13 protein-coding genes are annotated in these 13,641 nt (G+C 60.0%); 6 read left to right on the forward strand and 7 right to left on the reverse strand.

Annotated elements, in window-relative coordinates; genetic code table 11:
- Positions 1-297: 297 nt before the first annotated feature.
- On the reverse strand, positions 298-795 hold the full coding sequence (locus tag JF545_RS15555) for a phosphate-starvation-inducible PsiE family protein (RefSeq protein ID WP_206943550.1): 498 nt from the start codon (positions 793-795) through the stop codon (positions 298-300).
- 231 nt (positions 796-1,026) lie between these two features.
- Positions 1,027-1,944 carry a YeeE/YedE thiosulfate transporter family protein gene (locus JF545_RS15560; protein ID WP_206943551.1) on the reverse strand — a complete coding sequence of 306 codons (918 nt, stop codon included), beginning with the start codon at positions 1,942-1,944 and terminating at the stop codon, positions 1,027-1,029.
- A 277-nt stretch (positions 1,945-2,221) separates the two neighbouring features.
- Between JF545_RS15560 and JF545_RS15565 the strand changes: the two genes are divergently transcribed.
- The 4 genes from JF545_RS15565 to putP all read left to right on the forward strand — a co-directional run bounded on the left by JF545_RS15565 (position 2,222) and on the right by putP (position 8,540).
- Positions 2,222-2,593 (forward strand): hypothetical protein, encoded by a 372-nt coding sequence (locus tag JF545_RS15565; RefSeq protein ID WP_206943644.1) that lies wholly within the window; start codon positions 2,222-2,224, stop codon positions 2,591-2,593.
- Positions 2,594-2,685: 92 nt separating this feature from the next.
- Positions 2,686-3,534 carry an AraC family transcriptional regulator gene (locus tag JF545_RS15570; RefSeq protein WP_206943552.1) on the forward strand — a complete coding sequence of 283 codons (849 nt, stop codon included), beginning with the start codon at positions 2,686-2,688 and terminating at the stop codon, positions 3,532-3,534.
- A gap of 159 nt (positions 3,535-3,693) precedes the next feature.
- Positions 3,694-6,885: a bifunctional proline dehydrogenase/L-glutamate gamma-semialdehyde dehydrogenase PutA gene (putA, locus tag JF545_RS15575; RefSeq protein ID WP_206943554.1), complete on the forward strand. Its 3,192-nt coding sequence runs from the start codon at positions 3,694-3,696 to the stop codon at positions 6,883-6,885.
- A 176-nt stretch (positions 6,886-7,061) separates the two neighbouring features.
- Complete coding sequence (putP, locus tag JF545_RS15580) at positions 7,062-8,540, forward strand: sodium/proline symporter PutP (RefSeq protein ID WP_206943556.1); 1,479 nt, start codon at positions 7,062-7,064, stop codon at positions 8,538-8,540.
- A 150-nt stretch (positions 8,541-8,690) separates the two neighbouring features.
- On the opposite strand, the gene JF545_RS15585 is transcribed toward putP, so the two are convergent.
- Positions 8,691-9,038: a hypothetical protein gene (locus JF545_RS15585; RefSeq protein ID WP_206943558.1), complete on the reverse strand. Its 348-nt coding sequence runs from the start codon at positions 9,036-9,038 to the stop codon at positions 8,691-8,693.
- 500 nt (positions 9,039-9,538) lie between these two features.
- On the opposite strand from JF545_RS15585, the gene JF545_RS15590 reads away from it, so the two are divergent.
- Positions 9,539-10,147 (forward strand): OmpW/AlkL family protein, encoded by a 609-nt coding sequence (locus tag JF545_RS15590; protein WP_206943560.1) that lies wholly within the window; start codon positions 9,539-9,541, stop codon positions 10,145-10,147.
- Between the two features lie 202 nt (positions 10,148-10,349).
- Complete coding sequence (locus JF545_RS15595) at positions 10,350-10,991, forward strand: OmpW/AlkL family protein (protein WP_206943562.1); 642 nt, start codon at positions 10,350-10,352, stop codon at positions 10,989-10,991.
- A 111-nt stretch (positions 10,992-11,102) separates the two neighbouring features.
- On the opposite strand, the gene JF545_RS15600 is transcribed toward JF545_RS15595, so the two are convergent.
- The 4 genes from JF545_RS15600 to JF545_RS15615 form a co-directional block, all read right to left on the reverse strand.
- Entirely contained in the window at positions 11,103-11,603 is a 501-nt protein-coding gene (locus JF545_RS15600) for a gamma-glutamylcyclotransferase (protein ID WP_206943563.1), read from the reverse strand.
- A 189-nt stretch (positions 11,604-11,792) separates the two neighbouring features.
- Positions 11,793-12,137 carry a YqcC family protein gene (locus tag JF545_RS15605; protein WP_206943564.1) on the reverse strand — a complete coding sequence of 115 codons (345 nt, stop codon included), beginning with the start codon at positions 12,135-12,137 and terminating at the stop codon, positions 11,793-11,795.
- Positions 12,138-12,200: 63 nt separating this feature from the next.
- Positions 12,201-12,959: an amino acid ABC transporter ATP-binding protein gene (locus JF545_RS15610; RefSeq protein WP_206943565.1), complete on the reverse strand. Its 759-nt coding sequence runs from the start codon at positions 12,957-12,959 to the stop codon at positions 12,201-12,203.
- Positions 12,956-13,630 carry an amino acid ABC transporter permease gene (locus tag JF545_RS15615; protein ID WP_206943566.1) on the reverse strand — a complete coding sequence of 225 codons (675 nt, stop codon included), beginning with the start codon at positions 13,628-13,630 and terminating at the stop codon, positions 12,956-12,958. Before JF545_RS15615 ends, JF545_RS15610 begins: the two co-directional genes overlap by 4 nt.
- Positions 13,631-13,641 lie beyond the last annotated feature (11 nt).

The raw sequence follows: 13,641 nt of genomic DNA on the forward strand, positions 1-13,641 counted from the left end.
ACCCACAGCGCAGCGGGCCAGCGACAAGCTTGCTCCCTCCCCACACCTCTGGCCCGCTCTCACCGACAAGAATAGGGATTCATGACACTCTCACGCCCAGCCAATAGCTGTATTATACAAAATACAACTTCCACATATTTCCACGTGACCACCTCACCGATACTTCAACAATGGAGCGAATTTTACTGACATGGCGGCGAAGGTCTGCAGGACATTTGTCAGCCTATGGCCCCTTAGAAGAACTTGTGTGCACCAAGAGTTAGCGGCGGCGAATGCTGTCATGGAAGTTGGACGGACTTACCTAGACTTTCGAGACACTAGCCAGTGTGTCACTCCCAACGCAAGCACGACGGCAGCGGTTGCCAACACATACTGGGGAGTGACCGCATCGAAATCCATGACAATCACCTTTCTTGCAATTGCCATTAGCGCTGTCGCAATAACAAGCTGAATGGGAAGTACATCCGTACCCAGATAGAGGCGAATATTAATAAATATTTCTATCGCGATAAGCACTACCATAAAAGCGCCAAAAAGCCGAAAGATATCTCCGACCTCCAGCAGCAGTATCGGAGGAGACGATAGCTGTTGGTAGAGTACATAGACAACATCAATAATGCCCCAGAGGATGACAAACACCATTAGCACAGCGAGGATCTTGACACCGAAGCGAATGATACGATGCAGCGCACTGATGAGGGGGTCCTCATGCTCCTTAGGCAGCTCATCATGAATCAATTGTTGGCGCTTATCCGCAACATCCTTCTGGGAGGTATCGCCTGGCGTCGTGGTCATAGTTCACCTCTGAACCGCATTGCGGGGCTTGGGGAAACGGTGGCGATGATAGTGCCGATAGCGCTGGCGCTGGCGATGTCGGTGGCCGTTTATCGTGGCGGTAGCGCGGCGCACGTATGATCAATAGGAACGTAGTCTGTTTGGCCTGGGCCTACCGTCAAAGGTATCAACGTGACTGCCTGAGACGTTTCCCCATACCCGCCACTGGCAAGAGGTTTGCTGTATGCCGCCTCAACGGGAGCGCTGGGCGAAACGCTCTTCCAGCACCAATCCGAGCCATATCCCCAAAATCATGAACAAGAGGGCGACGACCGCACCGGGTGAACCGGCAGGTAGTGCGATCAGTAGCTGCAGGTCATTTCCTCCCAACGCCAGCGCAGCGCCGACCCCCATCCCCATCCCGGCGACAAGGTGTTTCATCCAGCGCGCCACCATGAAGGGCTCAGTCTCCTTGCGTCCACGACGCGGCGCTGCAGCCATCATTCCCGCCACGATCAACAGGCTGATCAATACTCGCGAGACGCTTGGCCAGTCGATGGGCATGTGTTCCATCAATGGCCTCTGGGCGATATCGCGAATCAGTTGACTTGGTGACCAGTGGGGTTCGAGCGCGCCGAGTACGCCACCAATAGCGCCAAACACCACCACGCCAGCATAGATACGACGATGACCAGGAGAAAGGCGCCAGATCGCAAGCAGTGATAGCGCGACGCCCCCCATCACCGCCCACCAGGCAGGCGCGAAGGTCATGTTCAGAGTGGTATAGGAGATGTCGGGGGATAGCCAATACAACAGCCACCATCCCAGGATCCAGCCGGCAATAGTGGCCAGCATATGCCACTGGCCTCTGGCCAGCGCCGACAGGGTCGAGATGGAGCAGCCATGATTGACCGCTGCTGCCAGGCCGAACAAGCCTCCTCCCAGGACGAAGGGCCAACCGGCGGCATGCCGCATCAACACGTCACCCAGGGGAAAATGCACCAACCATGGACTGATCATCCAGAACCAGGCGCCACAGCCCAGAATGGTCAGTAGCAGTCCAGGGCGCCACATCCGCAGGCCTTGTACCGCTCGGACCATACATAGCCCAGTTCGCTGGGCCAGCCAACCGAGCAGCACTGCCAGTACCAGCGTTACCCCTAAGACCATCAGCACCCCTCGTTGTCTCGGTATCCCCACCACGGATGCGACAGAGGCAACCTTGAGTCATCCATCGGGCAGGCCGTCTCCCGTGATGCCGCCGCTCTGAGCCAACGCATGTGCCCTGCGTAGGATCATTCATTCATCATGTAACAATATGCAATCCACGATGGGTGTACCACAGTCCTCCAGCGCGTAGGCGCGTCACGGGACATTCACGCCAAGATATGAGAGGCTGTCCCGGCGTCGCTCGCTTCCACCACTCTTGCGCAGCTCCACCATGACCTTGTCCTTGTTTCTCCTCGTTTTTGCCGTCTGCTTGGTTATCTTTCTGGCGGTGCTTGCGGTGCTGATGTTATCGGGTACACCGCGATATCGGACGGAACCCCGCCACTTGCTGGACCTGTTCGACCGTGCCCTAGACAGCACAGTCAGCGAAGATGAGTGGAACGCGGTCATCCTCTATCCGATTCGCCACGACGAGTATCTGGAAGGCATCCGACGGCGGGCCCGCCACCTGGTAGAAGAGCACGGTCGGTTTGGGCGCGTCAGTCGAGGCAAGTCGCTGCTGGACCCTGCTGGGCATGAGGACCTGCGGGCATTGCGGGACCACCTGGCCGCTCACACACGTCTGCAGGAACGCCGCCAGCAGCCGTAAGCCAGGATCGTAGCGAAAGTCGGGTGTGCGATGAGAATTGTGCACCGATGAGTTATGATAGCCCCTTCATGAGCCTAGGCGGGAGGCATGGGATGAGCAGCGCCATCAGGCGAATTCCCCTGGACACCGCGACGCAACACCATTCTCACGACTACCACCAGATCGTTATCGCCCTGGCCGGTCGTGCTGACTTCGATATCGAGGGCCTTGGCGGCACCATAGAGCCCTTCTGTGGCTGCATCGTTCCTGCCAACCACCTGCACTACTACGCTGGCACTGGCAACAACCGCCAACTGATCGTCGACCTCCCCCATGACGCCCTCGCCTTGACCGGCCATCATCACGAGCTATCGCGCCTATTCGACGCTCCGCGCTTCTTTACGCTGGACGCACCGCTGAGACGCTACCTGGATTTCCTGGTGGCAGAGCTTGACCATCTGGCCGAAGAAGGCCCGGTGCCAGCGCTCCACCAGGAGCGCCTCGCCACGACCTTTCTCGGCTCTCTTCATGCGCGCTTAGCGGCTGACTGCGGAACCAATGCCCAGCACCGACGCATCGACCTGCGCGCCCTCGACCGCTACATCGATGATCACCTGGCGAGGCGCTTCAAGGTCGCTGATCTGGCGGCCTTCGCCTGTCTCAGCGAAACCCACTTCACCGAGCGTTTCCGCGCCCAGACAGGGTTATCTCCCTGGCAATATGTCATGCGCCGACGCCTTCAGGCCTCACAGCGGCTGTTGCTGCGAAGCCGCCTGCCTCTTTCCGAGATTGCAGCCCTCACGGGTTTTGCCCATCAAAGCGCCCTGTCACGTGCCTACCGCAAGCACTTTGGTCACCCGCCCAGTCAAGCACGACGCCACCTGAGCGGCGCTGCCGCGTTGAATCACGCTCACCTCTCTGCCAACACGGCTCAGCCTGCCAAAACTGCACAACAAGGCTAGGGTTAAGACACAAGGACCGGGGATTTAGCAAATCCTTCGGTGGATATGGCAAGCATGAAAGATGTCTGCCACCTAGGCTTGCCACCATGCCCAAGTTTCGCGACTCGGATCGCGATTCGCTCTTCCCGCCCCCTGGCGGTTCACTCTTTGGGGACTGACATGCTCAACGCCAACAACATGCTCGACAACGCCACCTGGCAGCAGGATCTGGACACCCTCTTTACCCGTATCAGCGACCATTACGTGGTCGCGGAAGACGCTTATGTGGGTGAACTGATCGCGCTGATCGATGGCAAGGACGAGCACATCGAGCGCGTCGCACAGAAGACAGCGTCACTCGTCCGCGAGGTCCGCGAGATGGACACCGCGGTAGATACCATCGACGAGCTGCTGCAGCAGTACAGCCTGGACACCCATGAAGGCCTCATGCTGATGTGTCTGGCTGAAGCCATGCTGCGCATCCCCGACAAGGAAACGGCGGACGCGCTGATCGAAGATCGTCTGGGTCCCGCGGACTGGAAAGCGCACCTCGGCAAGAGCGAGTCGTGGATGGTCAACGCCTCTACCTGGGGGCTTCTGATGACCGGGCGCGTGGTCAGCCTGGACAAGCCCAAGGATGGCAAGCCCAGCGGCTTTATCAACAAGATGGTCAATCGCATGGGTGAGCCGGTGATTCGCCGGGCCATGGTTGAGGCGATGAAGGTCATGGGCAAGCAGTTTGTCCTCGGCCGCGACATCGACGAAGCGCTCAAGCGCTCCAAGCCGCTGTTCGACAAGGGCTACACCTATTCCTATGACATGCTGGGTGAGGCCGCTCGTACTCGCCGTGATGCCGGCCGCTACTACGAAGACTACGCCACCGCCATCCGTCAGGTCGGCAAGACCAGCCGCCAGCTGGCTGACAAGACCCCAGCACCGTCTGTGTCCATCAAGCTTTCGGCGCTGCACCCCCGCTACGAATTCGGCCGTCGCGAGCAAGTGCTGAACGAGCTCGTCGGCACCGTCAAGGAACTCGCGGCACTTGCCCGCGAGAACGACGTCGCCGTTACCATCGATGCCGAGGAAGTCGACCGCCTGGAGCTCTCCCTGGAGGTCTTCCGCGCCGTCTACGAAAGCGACGTTTGCAAGGGCTGGGGCCATTTCGGACTGGTCGTACAGGCATACTCCAAGCGCGCCTTGCCGGTCCTTCACTACCTCAACCGTCTGGCCGACTTCCAGGGCGACGAAATCCCCCTGCGTCTGGTCAAGGGCGCCTACTGGGATACTGAAATCAAGGAATCCCAGCAGCTGGGAGTCGACGGCTACCCGGTCTATACGCGCAAGGCCTCCACTGACGTGGCCTATCTCGCCTGCGCCCGCTTCCTGCTGTCGGACGCCACCAAGGGCCGCATCTTTCCCCAGTTCGCGACCCACAATGCCCACACCATCTCCACCATTCTGGAGCAGGCCAACCACACGCGCAGACCGTTTGAATTCCAGCGCCTGCATGGCATGGGTGAAGCGCTATACGATGCCGCACTTCAGCGCGCGCCCGAAGGCACCTACTGCCGCATCTATGCGCCGGTAGGGGCACACAAGGACCTGCTGCCCTACCTGGTCCGCCGGCTGCTGGAAAACGGTGCCAACTCATCCTTCGTGCACCAGCTCGTCGACCCGAAGGTGCCGGTGGAGTCTCTTTGCGTACACCCCATCGAGACCCTGCGCCAGTACAAGACCATCGCCAACCCGCAGATCCCTCTGCCGCGTGACATCTACGGTGCCCATCGCCCCAACTCCAAGGGCGTCAACCTGACCATCAACAGTCAGTACCAGCCGCTGATGGAGGCCATGTCCGCGCACATGGACACCACCTACAAGGCCCAGCCCCTGCTGGCCTTCGACATTGCCGAGGACGCCGCACAGACGCATCAGGTCACCAGCCCCTATGACCGCAGCAAGACCGTCGGCAGCGTGCAGTGGACCACCCGCGAACAAGCTGAGAAAGCCATTGATGCTGCCTGGGCAGCCTTCCCCGACTGGGAAGCCACCCCCGTCAAGCAGCGCGCCGATATCCTGCGTCGCTTCGCCGACCTGATGGAAGAGCACCTGGCGGAACTGATGGCGCTATGTTCTCGCGAAGGGGGCAAGCTGCTGACCGATGGCGTGGATGAAATCCGCGAGGCCGTCGACTTCTGTCGTTACTACGCCGTTCGCGCCGAAGAGCTGTTTGCCGAGCCTACTGATCTGCCCGGCCCAACCGGCGAGTCCAACCGCCTGCACATGGGTGGCAAGGGGGTATTCGCCGCCATCAGCCCCTGGAACTTCCCTGTCGCCATCTTCTGTGGGCAGCTGGTGGCTACCGCCGTTGCGGGCAATACGGTACTGGCCAAGCCAGCGGAGCAGACGTCGATCGTGGCCCATCGCGTGGTCGAGCTGCTCTATCAGGCCGGCATGCCCCGCCACGTCGTCCAGCTATTGCCGGGTGATGGACCTACCGTGGGTAGCGTGCTGACCAGTGATCCTCGCATCACCGGGGTAGTGTTCACCGGTGGAACAGACACAGCACAGATCATTAATCGTGCCCTGGCCGAGCGTGAGAACGCTGCACTGCCTACCCTGGTGGCAGAGACCGGGGGAATGAATGCCATGATCGTGGACTCTACCGCCCTGCCAGAGCAGGTCGTTGCGGACGTGATTCACTCTGCCTTCCAGAGTGCCGGTCAGCGCTGCTCGGCACTGCGCGTTCTCTACCTGCAGGACGATGTTGCCGACCGCGTGCTGGAAATCCTTGATGGCGCCATGGCAGAGCTGCACGTCGGCGACCCCCGTGACCTGGGTACTGACGTAGGCCCGGTGATCGACGAGGATGCGTCTCGCAACCTTCAGGCACACATCGACAAGCTCAAGGGCGAGGGACGCCTGATCAGTGAGACGCCGCTGAAGCCTGAGCACACCCGCAATGGGACCTTTATCGCCCCCGCCGCCTTCAACATCGACAGCATCGATGCCCTGGAGCGCGAGCAGTTCGGGCCGGTATTGCACGTAGTGCGCTGGAAGTCCAAGGACCTCGACAAGGTCATTGCCTCCATCAATGGCCGTGGCTACGGGCTGACCTTTGGTGTTCACAGCCGCAACGAATCCTTTGCCGCTGAAATAGCGCGGAAAATGCGAGTTGGTAACGTCTACATCAATCGCAATATCATTGGCGCAGTCGTAGGCGTTCAGCCCTTCGGCGGGCAAGGTCTGTCCGGCACAGGCCCCAAGGCCGGTGGGCCGCACTACCTGCTGCGCTTCGCGACCGAAAAGACGGTAACGAACAACACTGCAGCGCTGGGAGGCAATGCGTCGCTGCTGGCACTGGGAGACGAATGACCGGTCGGCCACGGCCGCTGGCATCGGTGGTCTTCTCCGTTACCCCGGGGAAGGCCACCACACCGCAGGGACGCGAACGACCACCGCGCCCACTGAAGGGGTCATCGGTCTTGCTATAAAGACGGTGACGAGAGAACGCCATTCACCCACGACAAAAACCACAAGGAACGCACCCCATGGTCGAAAATAACGCCACGATTGGCATTACGTTCGCGCTCTACCTGATACTGATGCTGGTCATCGGCATCATCGCCTACAAGCGCACCACCAACCTGTCAGACTACATTCTTGGCGGCCGCTCCCTGGGTCCCTGGACATCGGCCATCTCGGCGGGTGCCTCGGACATGTCGGGCTGGCTGTTGCTGGGTCTTCCCGGCGCCGCTTACGTCAGCGGATTGTCTGCAGCCTGGATTGCCGTCGGCCTGCTGATCGGCACCTGGCTGAATTGGCTCATCGTCGCACGCCGCATGCGCATCTATACCTTCAAGGCCAGTGATGCGCTGACCCTGCCGGACTTCTTCGCCAAACGCTTCCGCGAGAAGGCGCCTCTGCTGCGGGTCATCTCGGCAGTGTTCATCCTGCTGTTCTTCCTGTTCTATACCAGTTCTGGTCTGGTGGCAGGCGGCAAGCTGTTCGAGACCGTATTTGGTTTCGACTACACCATCGCGGTCACCGTCGGCACCCTCGCGATCATCTCCTACACCTTCTTTGGTGGCTTCCTGGCGGTATCCTGGACGGACCTTATCCAGGGCCTGATGATGGCCGCCGCGCTGCTGATCGTTCCGGTCATCGCCTTGACTGAGCTGGGCGGGCTCGGTGCCAGCGGCCAGCAGATCCTGGCAGAGAACCCCGACATGCTGAGCTGGTTCGTCGATGCCTCCACCGGCGAAACTCTCAGTGCCATCGGCATCATCAGCTCCTTGGCCTGGGGCCTTGGCTACTTCGGTCAGCCCCACATTCTGGCGCGCTTTGCCGCCATTCGCTCCGAAGCGGACATTCCCACTGCACGCCGCATCGCCGTCACCTGGTCAGGACTGTGCCTGGTCTGCGCCATGGCCGTGGGCCTGCTGGGCCTGGTCTACATGACCCGTGACCTGGGTGACGGTGAGACCATCTTCATGGTGATGGTCAACGCCATCTTCCACCCTCTGGTCGCAGGCGTTCTGCTGGCAGCCATTCTGGCGGCGGTGATGTCCACCGCGGACTCGCAGCTGCTGGTGTCCTCATCTGCCCTGACCGACGACTTCTACAAGGCGCTGTTCCGCCCCGATGCCAGCCAGTCAGAGCTGGTCTGGGTGGGACGCCTGGCTGTCGTGGGTATCGCCATCGTCGCCTACCTGCTGGCCATGAACCCTGACTCCACCGTGCTGGGTCTGGTGTCTTATGCCTGGGCAGGTTTCGGTGCCGCCTTCGGTCCTGCCCTGATCATGTCGCTGTACTGGCGCCGCATGAACCAGTGGGGCGCCCTGGCCGGCATCGTGGTCGGCGGCGTCACCGTCGTGGCCTGGGCTGAACTGTCAGGTGGCCTGTTTGATCTGTATGAAATCGTACCGGGCGTGATCTTTGCCTACATCGCCATCGTGGTGGTGAGTCTTGCCACTCAGGAACCTAGCCGCGAGATCACCGAAGAGTTCGATACACTGGAAGATGCATAAGCGCTGAATGACAGCCGTGACGCAGAAGGCCGCCCAGATGGGCGGCCTTCTGCATATGGGACGGCCTTCTCATATGGGGCGGTATTTGGCCTGTCACTGGTCACTGCTCACAGGTCACTGCGCCTCAGCCGTTGCATCACTCGGTTGCCGTTATATCACGCCAATGGAGCGGGCCAACAACAAGGTGACGAAGATCGCCAGGGCCAAGGGGTACCAGGGCGCGGCGCTCGCTCTTCGCAGCCACATGAGCATGCGAGACGCGCCGACAGTGGGCGCTGTGACCAACGGGTAGCACAATGGCAGTGCCAGGCCGACGCCGACTACCCAAAGCCCTAGCCCCACCATCAACACACGAGCAGGCAGTGTCAGACCACTGATCAGCCAGGGCTCCAGCAGCAGCCACACCGCTAGCAAGGCGGAGGCGCCCAGCGCCAAGGCTGCCATCCCCCAAGGCACGTTGGAGACGCCCAGCAACCGGCTTCGGTTACGTCTGATCACAATACCGCCCCCGCCATTGGTAGATGATTACCTCACAGTGAAGACGATTTCCGTCCGTTCAGCGAGGTTTAGCGTGGGCCACCCGTTGCCATTGCCCAGGTGTCCCCTGCTAGCCTGAGGCGTCGTCCACGGCAATTGACCGCCCCGTGTTGGCTTTCTCACTGCTGTCCCCTGGCCTTCCAGTCCTTGGCCTTCTGGCACCTGGACTTCTGGCCTCTAGCGTTTGCCCCTCGGGCCGTCGCTCCTGCGCCGTGGACTCAGCTTTTGTCTCGTGGCACTCCGCTGTTTGGCCCGTCACACACCCCAAATGTGCAAAAAAGTTGTACAGATTTGATTCAGTGACACGGTACCAGCTCGTTAGTTCCATAGTTTTTCGCTAGTTACCCCTATCGACTCGATTGTTTATTTCTACAAGACATTTAGAAACACTGTTCGTAAACTATGCCCTGTACAACATAGCTTCACCTTTCGAAGCCATAGGATCATCAAGGAGGTCCACCATGAAAATGACACGACTGATGGGAACCGCTGCTCTTCTCGCCACCACTGCTTTTGCTGCGCAGTCCGCCATGGCCTACCAGGCTGGTGACTTCTATGTGCGCGGTGGCTTCGAGAAGGCCGATCCCACTTCAGACAATGGTGACATCGCTGGTCAGGACATTGATGTCTCCGAAGAGAATGGATTTGCCTATGGCGCAGGTTACCTGTTCCACGACAAGTTCGGCGTCGAGCTGAACGGCTCCGAAGCCATGGAGCATGATATTGCTGTCGGCGGCGGCAACATTGGTAGCGTGGACCGCACCCCGGTCAACCTGATGCTCAACTACTACCCGCTGGGTGGCGTCGAAAACGCCCGTGTTCACCCCTACGTTGGCGTGGGCATGAACTACACCCACTTCTCGGACGAGAGCTTCAACGCCGAATTGGATAGCTCCTATGGCGCAGCCGCACAGGTTGGTCTTGACCTGAGCGTCACTGACAACCTGCTGGTGGGCACCTACGCACGCTACGCTGACGTCGACTCCGATATCGAAGTGAATGGCAGCGACGTCGGCGAAGCCGAAATCGATCCGATGACCATCGGTGCAGGCGTCACCTACCGCTTCTAACCAGAAGTAATTGAAAGACAGCGTCTGATTTCCATCGATCGCTGACACGACGGCGCCTGGCTTTCCAGGCGCCGTTTTCGTTGGCCAATCCATTGGCATGAACCGAAAGAGGTATTGAGGCAGGTCAATAACTGCATTCTCACTACAGCATAGACTGGCTTACATCGGGTCCGCCCATTCGCCAGTACGCAAGGAGAACTGCATGCGCCATCCCCTGGTCACTACCGCACTGATTGCCACCCTTGGCTCCGCTGCCCTCGTCAGCACACAAGCGCTTGCCGACTATGGCAAGGGCGACTTCTATACACGCGTCGGTGTGGCCAAGGTCAAGCCTGACTCCGACAACGGTTCCTTGATGGGCGGCACCATGGACACCGATGTCCATGACGACAACGGTTTTGCCTTCACCCTCGGCTACCGCTTCCACGACAAGTTTGGCGTCGAACTGCTGGCCGCCGAGCCCTTCGAACACGACGTGGACCTGAACGTGGGTGGCAACGATATTGGCGCGAGCGTCGAGCATCTGCCGCCGACTCTGACCGTGCAATACTATCCCTTCGGTGGCACCGCTTCCCGTGTCCAGCCCTATGCCGGCATCGGCGTCAACTACACCCACTTCTCTGATGAAGACATCGACCTTCAGGGTGCTGACCTGGACCTGGAAGAGTCTTGGGGCTGGGCTGGCCAGGCGGGCCTGGACCTGCTGATCGACGATCACTGGGCGGCCAACATGGCGGTGTGGTACCTGGATATCGACAGCGACGTCGATCTCAACGGCGAGGACATCGGCGAAATCGAGGTGGACCCCTACGTGATCATGGCCGGTATCAGCTACCGCTTCTGATCCAGAGCACGTCCGCATACATGCAGCGCCCGCTCCTGCCAGGCAGGCGCGGGCGCTGTGCTGTCAATGCCAGTGGCTGAGCCTGCGTGAGGCTCGAGCGAGGCAGCGGCTCTAGCGGGGATGGTGGCGAGAAAGTCCCAACCTCCCCAGGGTGGCATCATCGAGGTGCTCGACGGCCTCCACCGCTGCCAGCGCCTGGTGGTAGCCCTCGCTCAGGAAGTCACGACCGGCCAGCAGGTGCTCGAGGTACTCGCGGGCGGGCTTGAGCCCCTCCCCCTGGCGCTCGGTGCTGGCGATATACACCCAGGCATCGATCACCCCCTCGGCGGTCTGCAGTGGCAAGCGCTGGCGCGTGTATTCATGGGGATAGCCTTCGAAGGGATCCATGGACGCGATCTGCTCAGGCACCATCAGCTCGAACAGGGCCCCTTCAACGCGCTTGCCAGCGGCGGGCACCACATTGGCGTGGGCGATCCCCGGTACTTTCGAGGCCTTGTTGAAACGCAGTGCGTATTCCTCAAGGGTCGCAGGCAGCACGCGTCGCGTTTCTCCGATACGGGCCTCGACCCGTGCAAGGTTCATGTTACTGCCGTAAGCAAAGTACCAGGGCACGTTACGCTCCTCATCATCTTCGCGTGAGTGTTCATGACAGCGTCGGCTGACCTACTGCACACTCTCTAGACCACTACCTAAAACACTATCTAGAACACTATCTAGAACACTATCTAGAACACTATCTAGAACAGTATCCGCATCACGGTGCGCACCGGCGATACGCGCTCTGCCGAGGCTGGTGCGGTCTCAGTTGTCGGTGATCAAACGGTCAATGTCTTCCACCACCTTGCGCAGCAACACGCGATCCTGAGCGCTGGCCCCTTCCTGAATCAGATAGGCATCTACCGCAGGAGCGACATCACAGCTGGCGGGCAGCGCTGCCTGTTGATCTACCAGCACCTCAAGGCGTGCAATGAATACAAAGCGCAGCCATTGGGGCAGGGACATGGTGTCGATACAAAACGGCTGCTGACTGTTGAATGCCGCCGGCTCAGGCTTGTCCATGCGCCACATGTTGGCGGCCTTCATGGTGGCCTGAAGCTCTCTCAGGGCTGCGGCAAGATCATCATGTACAGTGGGTTCGGTCGGCATGCAGCCTCCCTGTCGTGAAAAATGAATAAGGATGGGGCTCTGAAGCCAACGGACCGACCCGCCCTAGCCGGGGGAGAGTGCGTCATCCGCAGGCAGCACCTTACGTAGAAAATCGCGGGTCCGCGGATCCTGGGGCGATGTAAACAGCACCGAGGGTGGCCCCTGCTCGATAATGCGCCCACCTTCCATGAACACCACACGATCGGCCACGTCCCTCGCGAATGCCATCTCGTGGGTCACCACCAGCATGGTCTGTCGCTCCTGGGCCAGCTGCTTCATCAGTGCGAGCACTTCATCTACCCATTCAGGATCCAGCGACGAGGTCGGTTCATCGAACAGAATGACCTCTGCCTGGGCGGCCATGGCACGACCAATACCCACGCGCTGCTGCTGCCCTCCAGAGAGCGATGCCGGATAGGCATCCGCCTTGTCCGCCATGCCGATGCGCTCGAGAATCTCGCGGGCACGGGCGTGGGCCTTGGCCTTGGGCCAGCGGTTGACGACAATCAAGCCCTCCGCGATGTTCTCCAGGGCAGTCTTGTTGGCGAACAGCGCGTAGTTCTGAAAGACGAAGGCAGTCCTGCGGCGAACTTCCAGGATGGAGGACTTGCTGGCAGATGCCAGGTCCAGGCTCAGCGAGCCCAGGGTAAGGCGTCCGCCGTCAGGCCGCTCAAGAAAGTTGAGGCATCGCAGCAAGGTCGACTTGCCGGTACCGGACGGCCCGATGACCACGATAATCTCGCCCTGCTCGATGTTCAGGTCGATGCCATCAAGCACTCGCGTATCACCGAAGCGCTTGCTTAGCTGTTCTATCTTGATCATCGCCGATAGGCCTCATTGAGTCGGTATTCGAGACGTCGCTGCAACCACGCCAACGCCTCCACGATGGCCCAATAAATCAGCGCGACGGTGATAAAGGCTTCGAAGTAGAGAAAACTGCCCGCCGCCTCTTTCTGGGTGGCTCCCATCAGCTCGGTAACGCCGAGGGTAAACGCCAGCGAGGTCGCCTTGATCATGTCGATGAAATAGTTCATCAACGTCGGCACGGCGATGCGAGTTGCCTGGGGCAACACGATCCGACGCATCAGCTGTCCATTGGTCATGCCTATCGACAGCGCGGCTTCGGTCTGGCTGCGGTCGACGCCGACAATGGCGGCACGTATGGACTCTGCCATATACGCGGAAAAATGCAGTGTCAGCCCCATGATGGTCGCGGTAATGCCATCAATAGCGGTCAGAAAGGACAGCGCTTGGGGCAGCCCGTAATAGAACAGGAAAAGCTGCACCAGCAGCGGTGTACCTCGAAAGAACGAGATAAACCACAGCGTCAATCCATTGAGCACCGGTATCTTGAGGACCCGAACCACCGCCAGCAGACTGGCAAGGGCCAGGGCCAGCACCATTCCAGCCAATGCCATGCCTAGCGTCAGCGGCAGATAGCTCAACAGAATGGGCACCAGCCCAAGCATGTAATCGAGATCGAGGAGCTTCATGTGCTGGCCAC

This window comes from Halomonas litopenaei, assembly GCF_017303055.1.
GTDB classification, from domain to species: Bacteria; Pseudomonadota; Gammaproteobacteria; order Pseudomonadales; family Halomonadaceae; genus Halomonas; species Halomonas litopenaei_A.